15 protein-coding genes are annotated in these 22,464 nt (G+C 62.3%); 11 read left to right on the top strand and 4 right to left on the bottom strand.

Annotated elements, in window-relative coordinates; genetic code table 11:
• Positions 1 to 163: 163 nt before the first annotated feature.
• Positions 164 to 3,136 carry a TonB-dependent receptor gene (locus tag Q0Y42_RS09140; RefSeq protein ID WP_297802731.1) on the bottom strand — a complete coding sequence of 991 codons (2,973 nt, stop codon included), beginning with the start codon at positions 3,134 to 3,136 and terminating at the stop codon, positions 164 to 166.
• A 457-nt stretch (positions 3,137 to 3,593) separates the two neighbouring features.
• Between Q0Y42_RS09140 and Q0Y42_RS09135 the strand changes: the two genes are divergently transcribed.
• The gene (locus Q0Y42_RS09135) at positions 3,594 to 5,270 is read left to right on the top strand and encodes an FAD-binding dehydrogenase (RefSeq protein WP_297802728.1); all 1,677 of its coding nucleotides are present in this window, start codon (positions 3,594 to 3,596) and stop codon (positions 5,268 to 5,270) included.
• A 60-nt stretch (positions 5,271 to 5,330) separates the two neighbouring features.
• The gene (locus tag Q0Y42_RS09130; RefSeq protein ID WP_297802725.1) at positions 5,331 to 6,185 is read left to right on the top strand and encodes a bile acid:sodium symporter family protein; all 855 of its coding nucleotides are present in this window, start codon (positions 5,331 to 5,333) and stop codon (positions 6,183 to 6,185) included.
• Between the two features lie 33 nt (positions 6,186 to 6,218).
• Here Q0Y42_RS09130 and Q0Y42_RS09125 read toward each other — a convergent pair whose 3' ends face one another.
• Positions 6,219 to 7,019: a Coq4 family protein gene (locus tag Q0Y42_RS09125; protein ID WP_297802736.1), complete on the bottom strand. Its 801-nt coding sequence runs from the start codon at positions 7,017 to 7,019 to the stop codon at positions 6,219 to 6,221.
• A 66-nt stretch (positions 7,020 to 7,085) separates the two neighbouring features.
• On the opposite strand from Q0Y42_RS09125, the gene Q0Y42_RS09120 reads away from it, so the two are divergent.
• The 7 genes from Q0Y42_RS09120 (at position 7,086) to mnhG (ending at position 13,939) form a co-directional block, all read left to right on the top strand.
• Positions 7,086 to 7,712, top strand: coding sequence for a TetR/AcrR family transcriptional regulator (locus Q0Y42_RS09120; RefSeq protein ID WP_297802723.1), 627 nt, complete (start codon positions 7,086 to 7,088; stop codon positions 7,710 to 7,712).
• A gap of 239 nt (positions 7,713 to 7,951) precedes the next feature.
• Positions 7,952 to 10,867: a monovalent cation/H+ antiporter subunit A gene (locus Q0Y42_RS09115; RefSeq protein WP_297802720.1), complete on the top strand. Its 2,916-nt coding sequence runs from the start codon at positions 7,952 to 7,954 to the stop codon at positions 10,865 to 10,867.
• Complete coding sequence (locus tag Q0Y42_RS09110; protein ID WP_297802717.1) at positions 10,867 to 11,205, top strand: Na+/H+ antiporter subunit C; 339 nt, start codon at positions 10,867 to 10,869, stop codon at positions 11,203 to 11,205. Before Q0Y42_RS09115 ends, Q0Y42_RS09110 begins: the two co-directional genes overlap by 1 nt.
• A complete protein-coding gene (locus Q0Y42_RS09105) occupies positions 11,202 to 12,803 on the top strand; it encodes a monovalent cation/H+ antiporter subunit D (RefSeq protein ID WP_297802714.1) in 1,602 nt (533 codons plus the stop codon). Before Q0Y42_RS09110 ends, Q0Y42_RS09105 begins: the two co-directional genes overlap by 4 nt.
• Positions 12,803 to 13,303: a Na+/H+ antiporter subunit E gene (locus Q0Y42_RS09100; protein WP_297802711.1), complete on the top strand. Its 501-nt coding sequence runs from the start codon at positions 12,803 to 12,805 to the stop codon at positions 13,301 to 13,303. Before Q0Y42_RS09105 ends, Q0Y42_RS09100 begins: the two co-directional genes overlap by 1 nt.
• Positions 13,300 to 13,584, top strand: a complete 285-nt coding sequence (locus tag Q0Y42_RS09095; RefSeq protein WP_297802708.1) for a K+/H+ antiporter subunit F — start codon at positions 13,300 to 13,302, stop codon at positions 13,582 to 13,584. Before Q0Y42_RS09100 ends, Q0Y42_RS09095 begins: the two co-directional genes overlap by 4 nt.
• Position 13,585: 1 nt before the next feature.
• Positions 13,586 to 13,939, top strand: a complete 354-nt coding sequence (gene mnhG, locus Q0Y42_RS09090; protein WP_297802705.1) for a monovalent cation/H(+) antiporter subunit G — start codon at positions 13,586 to 13,588, stop codon at positions 13,937 to 13,939.
• A 59-nt stretch (positions 13,940 to 13,998) separates the two neighbouring features.
• On the opposite strand, the gene Q0Y42_RS09085 is transcribed toward mnhG, so the two are convergent.
• Together Q0Y42_RS09085 and Q0Y42_RS09080 are read right to left on the bottom strand one after the other, a co-directional pair.
• Positions 13,999 to 15,234, bottom strand: a complete 1,236-nt coding sequence (locus Q0Y42_RS09085) for a membrane dipeptidase (RefSeq protein ID WP_297802702.1) — start codon at positions 15,232 to 15,234, stop codon at positions 13,999 to 14,001.
• A gap of 27 nt (positions 15,235 to 15,261) precedes the next feature.
• Positions 15,262 to 17,550 (bottom strand): TonB-dependent receptor, encoded by a 2,289-nt coding sequence (locus Q0Y42_RS09080; RefSeq protein ID WP_366108257.1) that lies wholly within the window; start codon positions 17,548 to 17,550, stop codon positions 15,262 to 15,264.
• A gap of 287 nt (positions 17,551 to 17,837) precedes the next feature.
• On the opposite strand from Q0Y42_RS09080, the gene Q0Y42_RS09075 reads away from it, so the two are divergent.
• Together Q0Y42_RS09075 and Q0Y42_RS09070 are read left to right on the top strand one after the other, a co-directional pair.
• Positions 17,838 to 18,725: an ABC transporter ATP-binding protein gene (locus Q0Y42_RS09075; RefSeq protein ID WP_297802699.1), complete on the top strand. Its 888-nt coding sequence runs from the start codon at positions 17,838 to 17,840 to the stop codon at positions 18,723 to 18,725.
• A 13-nt stretch (positions 18,726 to 18,738) separates the two neighbouring features.
• Positions 18,739 to 22,320: a M1 family aminopeptidase gene (locus tag Q0Y42_RS09070; RefSeq protein WP_297802696.1), complete on the top strand. Its 3,582-nt coding sequence runs from the start codon at positions 18,739 to 18,741 to the stop codon at positions 22,318 to 22,320.
• Positions 22,321 to 22,464 lie beyond the last annotated feature (144 nt).

Below are 22,464 nucleotides of genomic sequence, written 5' to 3'. Positions count from 1 at the left end.
GCCGAGCGAGGTGGCTCTATACGCACCCTCCCCCGAGTCCACAACCGATTCTTTCGCCCCAATCCAAACTTTCGACAGAACGAAAATCGACCGACCAGACTCTCCGAATGCGAAGGCTGGCCGGTCGACTTCGGCCCCCATCAGGGCCTCTCGATGAAAGGGCTTAGAACCTCTTCGCGATCGAGATGCCCCAAACGCGTGGATCCAGGGTGAAGACGTTTGTCGTCAGCATGGAGTCGTCGGAGTTGGTGAAGGCATCAACGATCGGCGCATCGTCGAAGAGGTTCTTCACATAGGCCTGCACAACCATATTCGAGGCTTGGCTTTGCCACGTTAGCGAGACGCCAACGTTGTCCCAGCCCTTCAGCTGATCGTACTCAGTATTATAGACGCGGAAGTAGCTCTCAGCCTGACGGTAGTAGTCACCGCGCAGGGTCAGGTCGGAGTTCGAGAACCGCCACGTATATTGTGCGCCGATGTTGACCGTCCAACGCGGCGCGTTCGGAAGTTCATTCCCCGACAGGTCCGCATCAAAGCCGCGCCCGCCGTTCGGAGCGTCGACCAGCGGATTGTACGGCGTCCCCGTCCATTGATCGAACTGGAAGAACGGGTTCTCGGCGGGGAAGTCCGGGTCGAAGGAACCGATACGGATCGAGCCGCCGCACAGAGCCGACAGCGCATAGGGTGCCAACATGTTGGTGATCATGTTGTTGTAGATCGCGTCGACCATGTAGACCGGAGCGATACAGTTGGACGGCACCTGAACCCACGGGCGCAGCACAACCCAGTCGGCATTGCCCTGCGTCCGGTTCATGACGTCGATAGACTTTTCGCCGTCGGCAATCTCGGTTTTGAGGAAACCGATGTTGGCATCCATGCGGAAGTTTTCAGTCGGTCGCCAGACAGCTTCGAACTCGATGCCCGCCGAGGTGGCGTCAAAATTCTCGTTGAGCGAAATGCGGTCCACGATCTGCGACACCTGATAGTCGGTGTAGTCGTAGAAGAAGGCCGTCACGTTCAGTCCAAAAGTGCCGGTCTGGTTCAGGAATTTCGAACCGACTTCGAAGGCGTTGACGTATTCCGGCTCGAAGGTCTCAGCCAGCGGCTGATATTGAACAATGCGCGGGTCGATAGCGGCGCGCGGCGGGTTGGTACCTCCGCCCTTATAACCGCGGGCATACGATGCATAGACCATGAGGCCGTCGCGCGGCTTCCAGTCAAACACGGCACGGCCCGTAACGGCCTGCCAGTTTTGTTTGACATCAGGCCATGCCGGATAGTCGCGCACCGACGTACCGCCCGAGGTTGGGCCAACGCCAATGGTATCATCCGAGCCTAGCAGGAGCTGGCTGGGATAGGGCGTCGTGGTCTTGGTATCGTCCGTATAACGAAGCCCCACCGTCAGCCGCTTGTTGTCGTCGATGTTCCAATAGCCCTCGCCGAAAATGGCCCACGACTGGGTATGGACGGCGTTCTTGCTGCGGAAATAGTTGTGGCCGTCGCCGACAAGATTATCGATCGACGAGCGGTCGATATAGATGCACTCGCCGTTCGAGCCATCCTGACAGTTGGTCGTGCGGGGCTCGTTTAACGGCGCGGTCAAATCCTGTCCGTAAAACCACTCGGCCAGATAGTTGAACGTGTTGTTGAAGACGAAATAGTCGTCCTGGGTTTTGAAATCGAGGTAGTTGGCGCCGAGGCTGAAGTTGAAGTTGCCGTCAAAGGCCGATTGCAGGCGAAGTTCCTGATAGAACTGCCGATTGTCCGATCGGCTGAGATCCACAGACAGCATGCGGCGCGAAGGCCCAAGCTGCGGGTCATTATAATAGCCCCCCGGAGCAAGGACCGACTGCATCGGATTGCCCAGAACATCCGTCAGCCCGTCCGAACTTTGGAAAATCTCGTTGGACATATAGCGGGCGTAGTCCTGGGTGGACCAGAAATCGTCCTTGGCATAGGCCGTCTGCGAATACAGGCGCAGACCGTCCGAGATATCGAACTCCATATTGAGCTGCACGACATCATTGGTGGCCACGTATCGGGGATCATATTCGGTGGCGATCTCGCGCAGGTTTCGCGATTGGGTCACCCCCTCGTACGGATTGAGAATGCCGGAAATGGCACCGATACTTACCGGGAACCACTCCCCCGGCTCGAGCGGCAGGTAGCCGAGCGTAATATTGGTCAGCATGAAAATCTGCGCCATGCCTTCGGCGTTCGGCGCACCATAGGCGTCATCCGAATACAGAGACCGGGGCAGGCAGCCCTGACTGAAGCGGCCACGGGTTTCCGGCGTGGGGGCAAAGCTTCCAACCATCGCTGGGTTGGGTGCGGGCGTACAAAGCTGTTTACCCGTACGCAGGCGATCGTCGTCTTCCTCGAAATGCTCCCAGATCAGGTTCGCGCGGAAGCGGCTTGACGGTTCCCAGCCCAGCGTCAGGCGGGTCTGCCACAGATCGCGCCCGTTCACGTCTTCGTCTTTGAAGGTGTTGTAGTCGAAGCCGTCACGGCTGGTGATCGATCCGGCAGCGCGGATCCAGAAGGTGTCGCCAAGCGGGATATTGATCATCCCCTGCCCGCGCATACTGCCATAGTTGCCGGCCTCGGCCTTGGCATAGGCTTCAAACTCTGGACCGCCGATGTTCGGAAGCATGTTGACCACGCCAGCCGTAGCGTTGCGGCCATAGAGCGTGCCTTGCGGACCGCGCAGAACTTCCACGCGGTTGACGTCCAGATACTCGCTCTCGAACAGGCGGTTCCGGATGAGCGGCGTGTTGTTGAAGCTGACAGCCACCGCAGGGTCGGATGCGGCCGACAGGGCCTTGGTCCCCACGCCACGAATGGCGAAATTGTACATGGAGAAGTTGGACTTGGAGAATGTCACGTTCGGGATGGCCCGAAGGAGCTCCGAGCCGCCCTCGATCTTCATGGCGTCGAGGGTTTCCGCGCTGAATGCCGAAACGGCAATCGGCACATCGCGGATAGACTGTTCGCGTTTTTGTGCGGTGACGATGATCTCGTCCACGGCGGTCGGTTCCGCTTCCTGAGCGACAGCGACCTGGGTGAGCGAAGCGGAAATCACCAGTGCGGATGCGGTGGCAATCCAGGAACTACGTACACTCTTATACTGCGCCATACGTTGAAACCTCCCCATGCCGGGGCGCAGACGCTGGTCAACGCATGCCCCCGAAATCCGCCTGATTGAGGGCGTGCGACCGGGCGGATCAATCGCATACCTGCGATACATCAATCCACTTACTCACTATGCTGTCAATACTTGTTTACACCGATGTCGAATAGAATCGCGATGTGCAGCGTGACGGTGACAGGCGGTCAAAAAATCGGGGCCGTTCCGGCAGGTGAACGGCCCCGAAACGTGCGGTTCGGAAACAACGCACAGCAGGAAGCCCAACGCGGCGAGGATGCCATGTCCGGGTCAGGCGGGTGTTTCACCAGAAGGAGAAAACAAGGGGAGAATGGCATTGTTTACGTCAATGTCAATATTGACGTACCGGCGTTTTCTTTCTTTAGTCATCCAACGATGCCCCGTACGGTTCGGAAAGTTCCGTGGGTAACGGTCGAGGGGAAAGCTGATGGACGCGGATGTCATAATCGTCGGGGCCGGACTGGCCGGTCTGGTCACTGCCCACGAGCTGAGGCGCAAAGGTCATCGGGTCGCCCTTGTCGATCAGGAGAACGCCGCCAATCTCGGCGGTCAGGCCTTCTGGTCCTTCGGCGGCCTGTTCCTTGTGAACAGTCCCGAACAGCGTCGCCTCGGCATCAGCGATTCCCTCGATCTGGCTTGGCGGGACTGGCAGGGCAGCGCCGGTTGGGATCGTCTGAGCGATGAAAACGATCAGGACCACTGGGCCCGCCAATGGGGCCGCGCCTATGTAGAGTTCGCAGCGGGCGAGAAACGCAGCTGGATCGGCCAGAACGGTATCAAGCTGACTCCCATGGTCGGATGGGCCGAGCGCGGCAGCGGACAGGCGGACGGTCATGGCAACTCGGTGCCGCGTTTCCATGTGGCGTGGGGAACTGGCACTGGCGTTTCCGGCCCGTTTGCCCAAAGTGCGCTGGATGCCGCCCATGAGGGCACCCTCACCTTCTACCACCGTCACCGCGTCGACAATCTGATCGTGGAAGGCGGACGGGTCACAGGCGTCAGCGGCGCACGATTAGCACCCGATGAATCGCCACGCGCCGTGTCTTCAAACCGCAATGTCGTTGGCGACTTTACCCTGAAGGCGGAGGCCGTGGTTCTCGCCACCGGCGGGATTGGCGGCAACCACGATCTGGTCCGCAAATACTGGCCCGAGCGACTGGGCCAACCACCGCGCGAGATGATCACCGGCGTGCCCGCCTATGTGGACGGGCGCATGCTGGATATCGTGGGCGAGGCCGGCGCGCGCCTCGTGAACCGCGACCGCATGTGGCACTATGTCGAAGGCGTGCGGAACTGGGCCCCGATCTGGCCCCGCCACGCGATCCGCATCCTGCCCGGGCCGTCACCACTGTGGTTCGATGCCTTGGGACGCCGCCTGCCCGCGCCTGCCCTGCCCGGCTACGACACCATTGCCACCTTGCGGTATCTGCGGACCACGCCCGACATCGCCGCCTATGACCACAGCTGGTTCATCGTCTCCATGGATATACTGTCCAAGGAGTTTGCCCTGTCCGGCTCTGAACAGAACCGCGACATCACCGACCACAAGCGACTGGCCGTGTTCAAATCCCGCCTGTCGTCCAAGGCCCCCGCCGAGGTCGAGGCCTTCCGCCAGCACGGCGCGGACTTTGTCACCGCCGACACGCTGGAAGAGCTTGTGCAGAAGATGAATGGGCTAACCGACAGCCCCCTGCTGGATGCCGCCCACATCCGCCGCCAGATCGAAGACCGCGGCGCCCAGATCGACAACCCCTATGCCAAGGACTTCCAGATTCAGGGCATTCACAATAGTCGCCGCTATCTGGGGGACCGCCTGGCGCGGACGTGCAAGCCGCACAAGATCCTTGATCCGCACCACGGCCCATTGGTCGGGGTGAAGCTGCATACTCTGACGCGCAAATCCCTCGGCGGGCTTCAGACCGACCTGTCGTCACGCGTGCTAAGGGCCGACGGCCAAGTGTTCGAAGGACTGTACGCGGCAGGCGAAGCCTCTGGCTTCGGCGGAGGGGGCGTGCATGGATACAATGCGCTGGAAGGTACCTTCCTCGGCGGCTGCATCTTTTCCGGCCTGACCGCGGGGCGTGCCCTGAACCAGACGCTCTAGGAACGACCGCCAAAGGCGGCACCCTCATCCACCCATGCGCCTGCGGGGAGGCAGACGTTAATGGATTCATCGATTGTACTGATCGGACTACCGATCGCGCTCGGCATCATCATGTTCGGGCTGGGGCTGGACCTCACGCCCGCCGACTTCGTCCGCATCGCCCGCCGCCCGAAGGCCGCGGTCGTGGCGCTGGGATGCCAGCTCATCTTGCTGCCGCTGGTATGTTTTGGCCTGTGTATCGCCTTCGGATTGCCGCCGCTTCTGGCGGTGGGGATGATGCTGCTGGCCGCGTCGCCGGGCGGCACCACCGCCAACCTCTATAGCCACCTGTTTCGCGGCGATGTGGCGCTGAACATCAGCCTGACGGCGATAAACTCGGTTATCGCCGTGGTGACCCTGCCGATCATCGTCAATCTGGCGGTCGCCTATTTCCAGCCCGGCGACATGCAGGTCGGTCTACAGTTCAAAAAGACGCTGGAAGTCTTTCTGATCGTCCTGCTTCCGGTCATGCTGGGCATGGGCGTGCGGCGCATGTGGCCTGCCTTTGCCCGCGCCATGGACAAACCGGTGCGGCTGGGATCAATCCTGATCCTGACCGTGGTGATCATCGGTGCCGCCCTGTCGGGTCGCGAGGCGCTGATGCAGCATCTGGGCAGCCTTGTCGGCATCGTCGTGATCTTCTGCCTGCTCAGCCTCAGCCTCGGCTTTGTCGTGCCGCGCCTGCTCAAGATCGAGCGCCAGCAGGCCATCGCCAGTGCGTTCGAGGTCGGCCTGCACAATGCCACCTTGGCCATTGTGATCGCCCAGTCGGTTTTGCGCAGTCCGGACATGACCCTGCCCGGTGCCATCTATGGCGTGCTGATGTTCCCGCTGGCCGCCGTCTTTGGCTGGCTGCTGACGCGTCGCCGCGCCTAAGAGAAATGGCCGGAACCCAAGCTCCGGCCATCCTCACATAGTCTTGGCCCCCAGATAGGCATTGCGCAAATGGGTCGGGACAGAGTTGTAGAGCCGCGGCTCGGGGATGTTCAGCATACGCCGCGCCTCTTCCAGCGGCATTTCGAACAGAGCCTTATAATCCAGTGCGGGCAGCCAATGCGCCTTTCGGCCATCGCGCCACGCCTGCCAGATCGAGCGTGCACAGGGATGCCCCGTTCGGGCGCGTGCGAACTGGATCGCAACCGCTGCGGCAATCACCCCAAAGCCCTTGCTGCGGGTCTGCGGCAGGGAGAAGGCCACCAGACATCCCTCGCCCAGGGCATCGGCCTGATAGCCGGTCAGCACGTGCCAGATGTCATGAATGTCCCTCAGGCGACGCGCATACCAGGCGTGGGGATGGGCGGCCTCGATCTCGGTATCGCGGGCCTTGCGGCTTTCCATCGCCAGCCCCTCGGCAGAGAAATTTTGACGTTCCACAAAGTCGAGGTAAGCTTTGCCAACGCTGCCTTCTGGCAGTTCGCGTAAGTTATCGTGGTTCTCAAGATACTCTGACAGTTCATTCCGCTCATAGGCCTGTTGTCCGCCTATCGGATAGTCGAGAAGTCGCCGGTAACCCCATTCAATGGACCGCCCCGCCAAGGCGTTCATGATTTCAAATACTTGTTCGGTATCGTCCTTATCCGCAATCAGTTTGCGAACTGCCGCGAGCGCGCGCCTCGGTTGCACAGGTTTACGCGTTAATGAGACCGAACGCCGGTATGCCGTATTGCTTTCTGTTAGAAAGCCCATTTTGTCAGCCTGTGTCACATGCATCGTCACTTGCAGTTCCTCGTAAAGGGTGCGTAAGACACATTACCTACACGAATGTCATTTACATCGATGTCAATTGAAACGCAAGACCGCCCCCGCCGCCGCCGCCGCTCCCCCGAGGAAGCGCGCCGCGAAGCGCTGACCGAAGCCCGCACCCTGCTGCTGACGGGCGGTCCTGATGCTGTGACATTGTCGGCCGTCGCGGGCCGCATTGGCGTAACCCACGCCAACCTGATCCACCACTTCGGTTCGGCCAGCGGCCTGCAATCAGCGCTGATGGGGTCGATGGTTCAGGATCTGGCCGCAGCCATTCAGGACACGGTCGAGCGTCTGCGCACCGACGAGGGTGCACCGCTGGAAGTGGTGAATGCGGTATTCGAGGCCTTCTCCTCGGGCGGCGCGGGTCGACTGGCCGCATGGATCGCCCTGTCCGGCGACCTGTCGCATCTGGAGCCGGTGCGCATTGCGGTTCAGGATCTGGTCGCCGCTATCGAAGCCAAGATCGGCAGCGACGAATATCTGCCGCGCAAGGCGATCGGCTCGGCTGTGCTGTTCATCGCTCTGGCCGCCTTTGGCGAGGCCCTGATCGGTGAGCCGCTGCGTGACATGCTGGATCAGGAAAGCGACGCCAGCCGTACCGTCGTGGCGCAACTGCTTCCGGGCTTCCTTGCCAAGAACAGCGTTACTGCTGGATAATTGGCCCTAAGGCGTCAATTCGCCTCACCTTTTTTGGGCAAGGCACCGCTTTTAATTTCACGTCTGGCGATTTAGTGATCAGACATACGCAACCCGCTTTGTTACAGCGATAGTGCAGTCGTGGCTTCGCCAAGTCACGGACAGCCTTGCCTATTTCAGAACGTTCGCTCCGCTGACGTTCCCTTTAAAATATTACAGCTAGGATCACCCTAGCACCGCCACAGGAGACCTGCCCCCGGATGAACCAGGCCATACTGCTGCTTGTACCGTTCGCGACCCCTTTTCTTGCAGCAATTGCGGCAGCCTTTCTGCCGACCAAGGCCCGGAACACGGCGGCTTCCCTGTCATCCCTCGCCGCGCTGATCGGCGTCATCTCGCTCCTGCTTCTCTATCCGGTCATCGCATCGGGACAGGTTGTCCGCTTTGCCGTGGACTGGCTGCCCACGCTGGACATCGCCTTCCGCCTGCGGCTCGACGGTTTTGCGTGGCTGTTTGCCCTGATCGTTCAGGCCATCGGCGTTTTGGTCGCCATCTACGCCCGCTATTACATGTCGCCCGAAGATCCGGTGCCCCGTTTCTTCTCCTTCCTCATGGCCTTTATGGGGGCCATGACGGGTGTGGTCATGGCGGGCGACCTGATCCAGCTCGTGCTATTCTGGGAGCTGACCAGCTTCTTCTCCTTCCTGCTGATCGGCTATTGGAACCACTCTGAATCCGCCCGTAACGGCGCGCGTATGGCGCTGACAGTGACGGCGCTGGGCGGGCTTTGCCTGCTGGCCGGTGTGGTGGTTCTGGCCCGTATCGTCGGCAGCTTTAACCTCGATGTCGTGCTGGTGTCGGGCGATATCATCCGCAACAGCCCGCTCTATCTTCCGGCCCTGTGCCTGATCCTTGCCGGTGCCCTGACCAAGAGCGCCCAGTTCCCCTTCCACTTCTGGCTGCCGCGCGCCATGGCGGCTCCCACGCCGGTAAGTGCCTATCTGCACTCGGCCACCATGGTGAAGGCGGGCGTCTTCCTGCTGGTCCGCTTCTGGCCCGTTTTGGCCGGCACGCCCGAGTGGGGCTACATCGTCGGCGGCGCGGGCATGATCACCCTGCTGTTCGGTGCTTGGTGCGCTGTCTTCCAGAACGACCTGAAGGGCTTGTTGGCCTATTCCACCATCAGCCATCTGGGCCTGATCACCCTGCTGCTGGGCATGGGTACGCCGCTGGCCGCCGTGGCCGCCATCTTCCACATCGTCAACCACGCCACCTTCAAGGCCTCGCTGTTTATGGCGGCGGGCGTAATCGACCACGAAAGCGGCACGCGCGACCTTCGCAAGCTGTCGGGCCTGCGCAAGCTGATGCCGTTTACGGCCACCCTCGCCATTGTCGCCGCCGCCGCCATGGCGGGTGTGCCGCTACTGAACGGCTTCCTGTCCAAGGAGATGTTCCTGACCGAGGCCCTTGAGGCCATGGAAGGGCGCGACCTGTCCTTGATGGTGCCGGTTCTGGCCACGGTCGCCAGTGCCCTGTCGGTGCTCTATTCGGTGCGTTTCATCCATCAGGTCTTCTTCGGTCCCGCCCCGACCGACCTGCCCAAAACCCCGCACGAGCCGCCGCGCTGGATGCGTTTCCCGATCGAGCTTCTGGTTCTGACCTGCGTGCTGGTGGGTGTGGTGCCGGGCCTGACCATCGCGCCATTGCTGAAGCTGGCGGTTCACTCGGTTCTGGGCGATCAGGCCCCCTACTACAGCATCTCCATCTGGCACGGCTTCAACCTGCCCCTGATGATGAGCATGATCGCGCTGGTTGCGGGCGTCGTCGCCTATATCCTGATCGGCAAGTCGATCAACCGCGCCGAAAAGACATGGATTGTCGGCCGCTTCAGTGGTGCCCGCGCCTTTGACCGCGCCATGCGCTGGCTGAACAATGGCTCCGAATGGATGGTCTTGCAGTTCGGCTCCAAGCGCCAGCAGTCGCGTATCCGCGTGATTGTCGTGTTCGCCGTCCTTGCCGCCGCGATCGCTGCGGGTTGGACCGGACTGGGTATGGCCGAGGCAGGCATCACGCTTCAGCGCCCGGGCATCGGCTTTGGCCTGATGTGGACGATCGCCAGCGTCTGCGCCGTCGCCGCCGCATGGCAGGCCAAATTCCACCGTCTGGCCGCTGTCGCCCTGATGGCTGTCTGCGGTGTGGTCAGCGCCCTGACCTTTGTGTGGTTCTCGGCCCCCGACCTCGCCCTCACCCAGATGCTGGTCGAGATCGTGACGGGCGTGCTGCTGCTTCTGGGTCTGCGCTGGCTGCCGAAACGTTCGGCCGAGATTGCGCCACCCAAAAACGACTTCCGTGCACGGCGTCGTCGCGCCGTCGATCTGATGATCGCCGTTGCGGCGGGCCTTGGCGTTGCCGCTCTGGCGTTTGCCGTCATGACCCGTCCGAACGAGAGCCATCTGGCGCGCTTCTTCCTCGAGGAATCCTATCCGCGCGGCGGCGGCAAGAATGTCGTTAACGTTCTGCTGGTCGACTTCCGCGCCTTTGACACTCTGGGCGAGATCACGGTTCTGGCCATTGTGGGCCTGACCATCTGGGCCCTGCTGCGCCGCTTCCGTCCGGCCGAGGAAAGCCGAGGCATCACCGAGCAGAAGCGCGTTCAGGAACGTCACGACCGTCGCCATGAACAACGCAAGTCCGGCGACACCCTGCGCGAGACCATGCTGATCCCCGCCGTGGTGATGAAGTGGACCTTCCCCTTCATCATCGTGCTGTCGCTGCACCTGTTCCTGCGCGGGCACGACCTGCCGGGCGGTGGCTTTGCCGCAGGCGTCGCCATGTCCGTGGCCTTCATCCTGCAATACATGGCCGAGGGCGCGCGCTGGGTGGAAGACCGCCTGCGTATCCGCCCGCTGTACTGGATCGGCGGCGGCCTGTTGATCGCCACCATGACCGGCATGGCCTCGTGGCTGTTCAACTTCCCCTTCCTGACCACCTACTTCCAGTACAGCCACGTGCCGTGGATCGGTAAGGTGCCGATGGCCAGCGCTCTGATGTTCGATCTGGGTGTGGCCCTGCTGGTGGTGGGGGCAACCGTGCTGATGCTGACCGCTATCGCCCACCAGTCGCTGCGAAAGGCCCGCGAGATCGAACCCGTTGAAGCTCCCGAGGAGGGCGTCTGATGGAAGCCATCCTTGCCATTGGTATCGGCATACTGACCGCATCGGGCGTCTGGCTTCTGCTGCGTCCCAGAACCTTTCAGGTCATCATCGGGCTGGGCCTTGTGGGCTATGCGGTCAACCTGTTCATCTTTGCCATGGGCCGTCTCAAGCCGGGGGCACCGCCGCTGGTCAAATCGGGCGAGGTCGATCCTTCCGCCTATGCCGATCCGGTGCCGCAGGCGCTGGTGCTGACAGCTATCGTCATCTCCTTTGCCCTGACCGCGCTTTATCTGGTGGTTCTGCTGACCGCCCGCGGCATCACCGGCACCGACCACGTTGACGGGCACGAACCAGAATGACGCCGTCGTTTCTCGAACATCTGATCATCCTGCCGATCATCCTGCCCCTCATTGCGGCGGCCTTCATGCTGCTGCTCAAGGAGCAGCGCTATAAGGCCAAGGCCACGCTCAGCCTCGGCGTCTGCGCCGCCATGCTGGTAGTCGCCCTGCTGCTGCTGCGCGAAGCCAGTGTCGGCGGCTCGGGCGGCGGCGATACCGCGCGCATCTATGCGCTGGGCAATTGGGCCGCTCCGTTCGGTATCGTGCTGGTGGCCGACCGCCTGTCGACCCTGATGCTGGCCCTGATCGCGGTCGTCGGCGCGGCAGGTCTGATCTTCGCCCTCGCCCGCTGGGACCGTGCAGGTCCGCGTTTCCACGCGCTCTACCTGCTGTTGATGATGGGCGTCAGCGGGGCCGTGCTGACCGGCGACCTGTTCAACTTGTTCGTCTTTTTCGAGGTCATGCTGGCCGCCTCCTATGGCCTTCTGCTGCACGGATCGGGCGAGAAGCGGGTGCGCGCAGGGCTGGGCTATGTGGCCATCAACCTGACGGCGTCTCTGTTCTTCCTGATCGGCGTGGCGCTGATCTATGGCACGGTCGGCGCACTCAACATGGCCGACCTGTCGGCACGGGTCGCCTATATCGCGCCCGAGAACCGCCCCCTGTTCGAGGCAGGCTGCGCCATTCTGGGCGTCGCCTTCCTGATCAAGGCAGCGGCCTGGCCTCTGGGTCTGTGGCTGCCGGGGGCCTATTCGGCGGCCTCGGCTCCGGTCGCCGCCGTCTTTACCCTGCTGTCCAAGGTCGGGGTCTATGTGCTGTTGCGCATGTCCATGCTGATGTTCCATCCGGAAAGCGGGGACAGTGCGGGCTTTGCCCAGTCGGCCCTGCTGGTTCTGGGTCTGGCCACGGTCATCTTTGGCGGTGCTGGCGCGATTGCGGCACAGCGTCTGGAGCGCGCCGTCGGCTACGCCGTCATGGCCTCGTCCGGCACGGTGCTGGCGCTGGTGGGTCTGGGCAAGGCCGAGGTTCTGGGCGGTGCCCTGTTCTACATGGTCGCCTCGACCATGGCGGCGGGGGCGCTGTTCCTCATCGCCGAAATCCTGACCCGTGGCGAGGACCGCGCCGCCGAAGGCACCGAAGCCTTCTTTGACGACGAATACACCGACCCCTTTGAGGCCGACGATGTCGAGGAAGTGGGCCGCGTTATGCCGCGCTCTCTGGCACTGCTGGGCGGCTTCTTTGTTCTGGCCGCACTGGTCGTGGCATCCATGCCGCCGCTGGCTGGCTTCATCGGCAAGATCGGCATCTTCGTTGGCCTGCTGTCCGGTGACGGCGCGAACCAGCCCTATAGCTGGTGGGTCATCGGCATCCTGACCTTCTCCAGCTTTGCTACCCTGCTGGCGCTGGTGCGCTTTGGCATGGATGGCTTCTGGAAGCGTGACGAGGACAGCACTCTGGTTGTCCGCAGCCCCGAGTTCGTCGCCATCGGCCTGCTGATCGGCTGCTGCCTGTGGCTGACGGTGGCGGGTGGTCCGGCGCTGGCCTTTACCCAGCACACCGCCGAATGGCTGGTCCGTCCGCAGGACTATGTCGCCGCCGTCCTGAAGGGGAGGCTGTAATGCGAAAACTGTTCGCCCGTATCCTGCCCCACCCCATCCTGTCGGTGGCGCTGTTTATCGTCTGGATGCTGGTGTCATCGCCTGCCGGACGGGGGCATTTCACACTGGCCCTGATCATCGCCCTTCTGGTGCCGCAGTCGATGCGCGTGCTGGAGCCCAGCACGGTCAAGGTCCGCAAGCCCCTGCGGGTCCTGCGCCTGCTGGTGAACTGGACGCTGGACATGCTCCAGTCGAACTGGGACGTGATCCGCCTCATCCTTGGCCACCGCAAGGGCCAGCGCCAGTCGGGCTTCGTCCAGATCCCGCTACAGTGCAACAACCGTTATGCGCTGGCCTGTCTGGCCATCATCATCAGCAGCACGCCCGGTACCGCGTGGGTTCAGTACAACCGCTATTCGCGCGTCCTGCTGCTGCACGTTCTGGACCTCAAGCCCGGAGACGACTGGTCGCGCATCATCCACGACCGGTATGAATCCCATCTGCTGGAGATCTTCCCATGACCCCCGCAGCCATCGTCTTTTGGGGCACCGGCTTTGCCCAGGTCGCGCTGGCGGCGTCGATGCTCTTGTGCGCGTGGCGCATCCTGATCGGCCCGCGCGCACAGGATCGGGTTCTGGGGCTGGATACCCTCTATCTGAACGCCATGCTGCTGATCATGGTGCACTGTATCCGCACCGCCCTGACCGCCTATTTCGAGGTGTCGCTGGTACTGGCCGTGATCGGCTTCACCTCCACTGTGGCACTGGCCAAATTCCTGATGCGTGGCGAGGTGATCGAATAGAATGAATACGCCCGCCCACCTGCCCGACATCCCCATGTGGATTGCCGTTCTGGTCACCGCCCTGTCCGTCGCTGGGGCCTTGGTGGCCCTGATCGGCAGCATCGGTCTTCGCCGGATGAAGACCATGTATGACCGCATCCACGCCCCGGCGATCACGGCGACACTGGCCATGATCCTGATCATGCTGGCGATGATCGTCTATTTCAGCACCGTCAGCGGACGACTGGATCTCAAGGCCCTGCTGATCGGCATCTTCTTTACGGTCACCACGCCGGTGACCATGGTCCTTCTGGCCCGCGCCTCCATCTATCGCGACAGGGTCGAGGGCAATGACGTCCCCAAGGACGACATGTAGGCCATAAAAAACGGGCCGGTGGAGATGATCCACCGGCCCGCTTCTTTAGGCGATATTGTTTAAGCGCGGCGGCCCGCTTCTGCGGCCCTCAGGACCCGCAGGAAGTTGCCCCCCCAGATGGCCGTGACCTGATCAGCCGTATAGCCACGGGCCAACAGTTCCGCCGTCACCGCACGACTGTCCGCCGCCGAGTCATAGCCGTTGATACCGGCCCCGTGGTCGAAGTCCGTGCCGATGCCGACATGCTCCACCCCGATGCGCTTGGCGATATAGTCGATGTGATCAACGAAATCGCTGACCGACGCGCGGGGCTGGACGCGGGCCAGATCATCCAGAAACGCCTGCTGGGCATCCCCTTTCAGCGTGCTGTAGGCATCATTGCCCGCGTTGAAATCTGCGGACAGACCATGGGCGACGCGGACCTGACGGATGCGTTCCCGGGTCGGCTCGTCCAGCTTCAGCAGATAGGTGTTGAAAGGCGTCACCTGCACAACCCCGCCGTTGGCCTTGATGGCATCCAGCTCCTCGTCCGACAGGCTGCGGGTGTGCTCTCGCACACTGCGTGCCGCCGAGTGGGTGGCCGCCACAGGAGCCCGCGTCAGGGTCAGGGTCTGGAGCAGCGCATCCTTGGACAGTTGCGACACATCGATCAGCACACCGAGGTCGTTCAGCTTAGGGACCGCCGAGCGGCCAATGGCGGACAGGCCACCATGCTCGGCTACCGGCTCGCCCTCGCTGGGACGTGACGAGTCGGCCCAGTCATTGTGCCCCGCGTGGTTGAAGGCAATGACGCGAACCCCGTCGCGGTAAAGGGCATCGATGGCCCCGATATCCGCACCGAGGGCGCGGGCGTTCTGGAATGATAGAAGCACGGCTGTCTTCCCTTCCTGTTCGGCGCGAACAATGTCGGCCGCAGAGCGGGCCAGCACCAGCTGCCCACCGGATGCCGCGATGCGGGCCTGAACGGCCTCCAGCTTGGCGGCGATTTCGGCGCGTGCCTGTGCCACACCGGCAGCATCACGCGGGCCCGGCCCGACGGCGAGGGACAGCACCACGGCGTCCACCTCTCCGGCCTTAAGCTTATCCACGCTCACGCGGGACGAGCCATCCGGCAGGAAGTAGCGGCGCGGCGTGCTGTCGATTAGCACGTCGGCGTGGGAGTCCAGCACCAGCGCATTGTGGTGCACCGTCTCCACCAGAGCCGGAACGGACGATCCACCCGCCCCTTCGGTGGCACACACCACCGTCGGGACCAGAAGGGCCGCAGTGGCCGCTGTTAATAGCCATCGTTTCATCGGTTACTCTCCTGTTGGGTGAAGGGATCAGAAAGCCGCCGTCAGCGAGACCTGCAGCGTGCGTGCAGGCCCCGGACGGAAGGTGGCATTGGTGTTGACGGTAGAGCTGATGGTGCCGAGGTAGGCTTCGTCGAACAGGTTATCGACGTTGACCCTCAGGCGCAGATCACGCAGTGCACCGACGGCCCAGTCCTCGCCCCCGAAATCGATGTAGGCGTTGACGAGGGTGTTGGCGTCCAACCGCTCGGTATTGGTGAAGTTGGTGAACCGCTCGCCGATGTGGCGCACCGAAACATTGGCCACCACCCACGGCACAGGCTCGAACGTCACCCCGCCCTGAATGACCCATTCGGGGCTGTCGGGGACGGTATTGCCGCTGATGACCAAGGGCGCGCCGGTGACGGGCGTAAAGTTCGGCACATCGTCGCGGAACTCGACCTGATTAAAGCTGGCGTTGAGGTTGAAATAGACCTTGTCGTTCAGGCCTTCGGGCTTCCACAGTCCTGAAAACTCCACGCCCCGCGCCTCGACCTGTCCGACGTTCTGGAAGAAGCTTTCCGTCGTCGTGCTGCCCGGCACCGTCACGGCATAGGATTGCAGACGGTTGTTGAACAAGGTGCGGTACAGCGCGATCGCCGCGTTGAAGCGCGGGCGGCTGGTGCGGAAACCGACTTCCCAGTTTTCCGAGGTTTCGGCTTCGGGCGTGCTGGCGGTCGGGCTGGCCAGAGCAAACACGTCATCGGCCCCGCGCGGCAGCGCCAGATTCTCCGCATAGGAGGCAAACACCTGCTCGTGCGGGGTGAGGTTCCACAACACACCGATGTGGGGCAGCAGCTGGTCCTTCCAGCTACGACCGATCACCGGCTGGCGCTGGTTGATAAAGTCCGCCGGATTGCGATAGCCGCGGATCTCGTAATCGACATCCAGAGCCTTGATCCCCAGATCCAGCTTCAGACGGTCATCCAGCAGGGCGATCTCGTCCTTGATGAAGAGCTGGCGCGTCTCGCGGGTCGAGGTGAAATTGCGTTGGCGGTGGACCTGTTCGTTCAGCAGGGGCGCGCCGTCGGGGCTGCCGTCCACCTGATTGAAGCGGCCTTGGGTGCGGTGATAGTCGTCCGTCTCGATCCAGAAACCACCCGACAGGGTGTGGTTGCCCAGCTCGGCCACCAGACGCGCGGTCAGGCCCGAACGTTCGCCCTCCACCTCTGACAGTCCGTATTGCAGCCCGCGCGGAGCCACCAGATCGGTCAGGATATTCTTCTGGGCGTTATAGCTGGTGAGCGAGGTGGCATAGGCCTCGGGCGAGACGCCATAGCCTTCCTTGTCCTCATGATAGGCGGTCGCCTCGACGCGTGCCCGCTGGCCCAGCGGCAGGCTGCCGGACAGGCGGTAAAGCACGTCCGTGCGGCTGTTGACCGCCTGTTTGTAATACTGGTTGTGCGAGCCGTGCGAATAGCGGACGCCCGCCACCGTTTCGGGCAGGTCCGGCACCTCTCCCAGATAGGAGAAGGTCCGCCCCGCGCGGCCAAAGATATCGCCTGCGGTGCCGTTCCACTGCGCCTTGCTGATCGCGGGCGCGTCATAGTCGAAATAGTCGTTCCAAATGACGCCGAAGTCGAGCGAGGCCCCGTTGTCCGCCTCGTACAGCACCTTGGCCTCGGCGTGCTGGCGGCGGATATCGCCCGGCCCGCGCCACAGGTCGGCGTTGAAGTCCGAATAGGAGATATAGGCCGAGACCGGACCGATCTGGCCCGTATCCACCCGCACAAAGCCGCGTCTCAGATTGTCGCTGCCGACCGACAGGGTAGTGGCAACGCCAAAGTCGTCAGCCGGGCGGATGGTCTTGTACTGAACAATCGGACCCAGCGAGGCATAGCTGGGCAGGGACACGTCCCCTGCGCCTTGCGACGCCGTGACGATGCCGAGGTTCTCGTTCTCGACATAGCGGAAGATGGGACTGCCGCCGAACTGGTCCGAACGGCCCATCGGCGCGCCGTCCAGCACAAAACCGATCTGCTGGAAGTTGAAAGCGCGCACCGAGACGGAGTTGCCGAACTCGTAGAGGCCAAGCGCGTCATTGGCCTGCACGTTAAAGCCCGGCAGACCCTCCAGCATCTTCAGGCCCGACACACCGGCGGGCGCGGACAACAGGGCTTCGCGGGTGATGGAGATGGTGTTGGAGGTCTCATCGCGGCCGATGGCGGCATCCGCCTGCGAGACACGGCGGCCCTGCACCACCAGTTCACCAAGGTTGTGGCTGGTCTGATCCGGAGCCTCGGGGCCCGATACAGGCTCGGCGACAGCGGCGCTGGCCAAGGCCGAGAGCGAAGCTCCTACAAGAAGATTAGCTAAAATTAAACTACGTCGACGCGGCATCCACACCATCCCCGATTTCAACAATAGCGCGCAACGAAGGCGCATTTCACGGGGATATGGGCCGTTAATCCCTGCCGATGACAACCGCAGGAATCACACCGACTTCATTAGATTATCTAAAATATTACACAAAGCGTTGCCGCAGCCATCCACGACCTTACAGATCATTCACTTGTGTTGGGGGGTCGTCCGCCTGTGGAATAGGTCGACTGGCTTGGAGGCTATCAATGCTCTCGATTAAGAACCTGACGCACGTTTATGCCAATGGCACGCGGGCGCTGGACAATATTACTCTGGAAATCCCGCGCGGGATGTTTGGCCTGCTGGGTCCGAACGGTGCGGGCAAGTCCACCCTGATGCGCACCATCTCGACCCTGCAGTCCCCCACTTCGGGCGAGATCAAATTCGGCGATATCGACGTCATCAAGGAGCCGGAACTGCTCCGCCGCACACTGGGCTACCTGCCGCAGGACTTCGGCGTTTACCCGCGCGTGTCGGCCTATGACATGCTCGACCACATGGCCATCCTGAAGGGCGTGACCGCCCGCAAGGAGCGCAAGGACACGGTCGAGACCCTGCTCAATCAGGTCAATCTGTGGGGCGTCCGCAAGAAGGCCATCGCCGGTTTCTCGGGCGGTATGCGCCAGCGTTTCGGCATCGCACAGGCCCTGATCGGCAAGCCGCAGCTTATCATCGTGGACGAACCGACCGCCGGCCTCGACCCCGAGGAGCGCAACCGCTTCCTGAACCTGCTCGCCGAGATCGGCGAGAACGTGGTCATCATCCTGTCGACCCACATCGTGGAAGACGTGGCCGACCTGTGCCCGCGCATGGCGGTCCTGGCCGGTGGCCGTATCCAGCTGGAAGGCGCACCGCTCGACCTGATCAACAGCCTTGACGGCCGCGTCTGGCGCAAGGCCATCGACAAGGATGCGCTGGAAGACCACCGCGCCCAGTTCGAGGTGATCTCCACCCGTCTGTTCGCGGGCCGCACCATCATCCACGTCCTGTCGGACAGCCGTCCGGGCGAAGGCTTCGAGCCGGTCACCGGCAACCTTGAAGACGTCTATTTCTCGACGCTGAGCGCCTCGCGCCGCGTTGCTGCCGCAGCCTGATCGGGAGCCGAAAATGCTCTTCAAAATCGCGGCCTTCGAGTTCCGCTACCAGATGAAACAGCCCGCCTTCTGGGTTGTGACCATCCTGTTCGGCCTGCTCGGTTTCGGCCTGGTCGCAGCCAGCGACAACATCCAGATCGGCGGCGCGGGTGGCAATGTCTTTGTCAACTCGGCCTTCTCGATCATGCTCACCAATCAGGTGCTGAACCTGTTCTTCCTGCTGGGGACGGTGGCGCTGGTCGCCAATGCCGTCGCGCGGGACAGCACCTCGGGCTTTGGCCCCTTGATCAACGCCACCCCGATCAACCGTTTCGACTATGTGGTCGGGCGCTTCCTCGGGGCCTTCGCCGTTGCCGCACTGGCCTTTACCAGCGTGAATATCGGCCTCATCCTCGGCACCTTCATGCCGTGGATCGATCCGGAAACGCTGCAGCCGCTACGTCTGGGCGACTATGTGTTTGCCTATCTGGTTTACGGCCTGACCGGCGTCTTCTTCTCGTCGGCAGTGGTATTCGCTCTGGCGACGCTGACCCGCTCGATGATGGCCAGCTATGTCGGCGCGGTCGGTATGATCATCCTCTATTTCGTGGTGACCTCGACCCTGCTGTCCAAGCCGGAACTGCGCGAACTGGGCAGCTGGCTGGAGCCGCTGGGTATCGGTGCGCACACCGAAGTCACCCGCTATTGGACGGCTGCCGAAAAGAACACCCGCCTGCCCGAACTGACGGGCGTGCTGTTGGGTAACCGCCTGCTGTGGACCGGTGTGGGCGTGGCCTTCATCGCCGCCGCCGTGGCCTTCTTCAGCCGCAGCCCGCGTGGCTCGTCGGAGAAGAAGCTGGCCAAGATGCAGAAGGTCTCGGCCAAGGCCGCCCGCAAGGCCCCCGAGCCCAAGCCGCTGGTCGCCGGTAAATACGGTGCCGCCCAGACCTTTGCCCAGCTGATCGCCCGCACGCGATTTGAAATGGGCCTGATCTTCAAGAGCCCGGCCTATATCGTCCTGATGCTGTTCGGCTTCCTGATGTCCATCAGCAATCTGGTGTTCGGCGGGGAGATGTATGGCGTCAAAACCTTCCTGACGACCCGCGCCGTTATCGAACAGCTGGAAGGCTCGTTCAGCCTCGTCGCCCTGATCATCGCCATCTATTATTCGGGCGAACTGGTCTGGCGCGATCAGGACCGCAAGATCCACGAGATCGTCGATTCCACTCCGGCGCCCGACTGGACCTTCATGGTTCCCAAGGCTCTGGGCCTGACTCTGGTTCTGGTCTCGACCCTGATCGCCTCGGTTCTAGCCGGTATCTTCTCGCAGGCTGTCAGCGGCTGGTTCAACTTTGAACTGGGCAAATACCTGCTGTGGTACGTGCTGCCGAGCAGCGTCTCCATGATCATGATCGCTATTCTGGCGATCTTCGTCCAAGCCCTGTCGCCGAACCGCTTTGTCGGCTGGGCCATCATGGTCCTGTACATCATCAGCACCCTGGTGATGGCCAGCCTGGGCTTTGACCACTACCTGTACAGCTTCGGCGATGGCCCCTCAGTGCCGACGTCGGACCTGAACGGCATGGGTGGGCTTGGCCTGATCTCGCTGCCGACGACCCTGTATTGGAGCGCCTTCTGCGTCATCCTGCTGGTCGTGACCTATGCCCTGTGGCGTCGTGGGGCCGAAACCCGCTACGCCCCGCGTCTGGCCCGCGCGCCGCGCCGCTTCAAGGGCAAGGCTGGCCTGATCGGCGGTCTGGCTGCCGTCGCCTTTGCCGGTCTGGGTGTTCTGGTGTTCATCAACACCAACGTCTGGAACACCTATGAGCGCAAGCAGACGGTCGAGGCCCGCATGGCCGACCGCGAGAAGCAGCTTCTCGCCTTCGAGAACCAGCTGCAGCCGCAGGTCGTCGATGTAAAGATGAACATCGACCTGCGCCCGTCGGAACGCCGCATGCTGACCACCGGCAGCTATGTCATCGAGAACCAGACCGAACAGCCGCTGGAGACCGTCCACCTGAACTGGCCCCGCGAGACCAAGATGAAGATCGAGGTCGAAGGCGCCAAGCTGGACAAGGAGTGGAAGGAGCACCAGTACCAGATCTACCGTTTCGACACCCCGCTCCAGCCGGGCGAGAAGCGCACGATCAAGTACGAGAGCGAGTACGGCCAAAAGGGCTTTGGCGTCGGCCACCTGATGACCGACATCGTTTCCAACGGCAGCTTCATCAACGACAAGGTCTTCAGCCCGTCGATCGGCATGGATCGTAGCGGCCTTCTGACCGACCGCGTAAAGCGTCGCAAGCATGGCCTTCCGGCCGAGCTGCGCATGCGTGACCTGAACGATGCCTTTGGCCTGAAGAAGAACTACATCGGCGCCTCGTGGGTGAACTCCGACATCACCCTGACCACCGATGCGGATCAGACGCCGATCGCGCCGGGCTATAAGGTCTCGGACGAGACGAAGAACGGTCGCCGTACCGCCCGCTTCGTGTCCGAAGCCCCGATCCTGCACTTCTTCTCGGTGCAGTCGGCCCGCTATGAACTGGCCAAGGAAGACCACAACGGCATCGCGCTGGAGGTCTATCACCACCCGACGCATGGCACCCATGCGCCGCGTATGATCAAGGCTCTGAAGACGGGTCTGGACTACTTCCAGTCGGCCTTCGGTCCGTACCAGTTCCGTCAGGCGCGCATCATCGAGTTCCCGGGCTACTCCTCGTTCGCACAAGCCTTTGCGAACACCATGCCCTACTCGGAAAGCATCGGCTTCAATGCCGACCTGCGTAAGCCTGATGCCATCGACTATGTGACCTTCGTCACGGCCCACGAACTGGCTCACCAATGGTGGGCGCACCAGATCGTCGGTGCCAATGTTCAGGGTGCCACCACCCTGTCCGAGACGCTGGCCGAATACTCGGCCCTGATGGTCATGGAGAAGATGTACGGTGCCGACCAGATCCGTCGCTTCCTGAAGTACGATCTGGACAGCTATCTGGGCGCACGCGGTGGCGAGCGTCTGGGCGAGTTCGCTCTGGAACGCGTCGAGGCCGGTCAGGGCTATATCCACTACCGCAAGGGTGGCCATGTCCTTTACCTGCTGCGTGACCAGCTGGGCGAGGATGTCGTGAACCGTGCGCTGGCCAAGCTGCTGGCCGCACACAAGTTCGGCCGCGCGCCCTATCCGCGCTCCGTGGACCTGATCGCCGCCATCCGTGCGGAAGCTCCGGCTGACAAACAGGGCCTGATCACGGACCTGATGGAGAAGATCACCCTGTATGATCTCAAGGTGACCTCTACCCGCGCCACCGAGCGTGCCGATGGTCGCTGGGATGTGGTCCTGCAGGTCGAGGCGCGTAAACTCTATGCCGATGCCAAGGGCACCGAGACGACCGCGCCGCTGGAAGAAACCATGGAAATCGGCCTGTTCAATGCAGAGCCGGGCCACGGGGCCTTCGACAGCAAGGACATCGTTCTGGTGGAACGCCGCGTCATCCGCAGCGGCCCGCAGACGATCCGCCTGATCGCCAACTCCAAGCCCAAGTTTGCGGGCGTTGACCCCTACATCCGCTGGATCGACCGGGTCACCACCGACAACATCAAGGCCATCGACTAAGGCGGACCCTACCGCCAGACTTTACGGGGCGCTCGCAAGAGCGCCCCTTTTTCTTGCCCGCCCTATCGGGTGGTTCAGCTTTGTTGACGAATGGCCCTTAAGGCTGGGGCCAAGCTTCACCTCAGTCCCGCAATCTGGAGGGTT

The organism is uncultured Brevundimonas sp. (genome assembly GCF_947305955.1).
Taxonomy (GTDB): domain Bacteria; phylum Pseudomonadota; class Alphaproteobacteria; order Caulobacterales; family Caulobacteraceae; genus Brevundimonas.
Note: the sequence above shows the minus strand (reverse complement) of the source record. Positions and strands in the feature narration are given on the sequence as shown.

Bases quoted from the DNA above. Each gene is read 5' to 3' on its own strand.
- Q0Y42_RS09115 (WP_297802720.1), top strand. From the start codon at position 7,952: ATGAACCAGGCCATACTGCTGCTTGTACCGTTCGCGACCCCTTTTCTT.
- Q0Y42_RS09140 (WP_297802731.1), bottom strand. From the start codon at position 3,136: ATGGCGCAGTATAAGAGTGTACGTAGTTCCTGGATTGCCACCGCATCC.
- Q0Y42_RS09110 (WP_297802717.1), top strand. From the start codon at position 10,867: ATGGAAGCCATCCTTGCCATTGGTATCGGCATACTGACCGCATCGGGC.
- Q0Y42_RS09085 (WP_297802702.1), bottom strand. From the start codon at position 15,234: ATGAAACGATGGCTATTAACAGCGGCCACTGCGGCCCTTCTGGTCCCG.
- Q0Y42_RS09125 (WP_297802736.1), bottom strand. From the start codon at position 7,019: ATGCATGTGACACAGGCTGACAAAATGGGCTTTCTAACAGAAAGCAAT.
- Q0Y42_RS09105 (WP_297802714.1), top strand. From the start codon at position 11,202: ATGACGCCGTCGTTTCTCGAACATCTGATCATCCTGCCGATCATCCTG.
- Q0Y42_RS09070 (WP_297802696.1), top strand. From the start codon at position 18,739: ATGCTCTTCAAAATCGCGGCCTTCGAGTTCCGCTACCAGATGAAACAG.
- Q0Y42_RS09095 (WP_297802708.1), top strand. From the start codon at position 13,300: ATGACCCCCGCAGCCATCGTCTTTTGGGGCACCGGCTTTGCCCAGGTC.
- Q0Y42_RS09130 (WP_297802725.1), top strand. From the start codon at position 5,331: ATGGATTCATCGATTGTACTGATCGGACTACCGATCGCGCTCGGCATC.
- mnhG (WP_297802705.1), top strand. From the start codon at position 13,586: ATGAATACGCCCGCCCACCTGCCCGACATCCCCATGTGGATTGCCGTT.
- Q0Y42_RS09120 (WP_297802723.1), top strand. From the start codon at position 7,086: ATGTCAATTGAAACGCAAGACCGCCCCCGCCGCCGCCGCCGCTCCCCC.
- Q0Y42_RS09135 (WP_297802728.1), top strand. From the start codon at position 3,594: ATGGACGCGGATGTCATAATCGTCGGGGCCGGACTGGCCGGTCTGGTC.
- Q0Y42_RS09075 (WP_297802699.1), top strand. From the start codon at position 17,838: ATGCTCTCGATTAAGAACCTGACGCACGTTTATGCCAATGGCACGCGG.
- Q0Y42_RS09100 (WP_297802711.1), top strand. From the start codon at position 12,803: ATGCGAAAACTGTTCGCCCGTATCCTGCCCCACCCCATCCTGTCGGTG.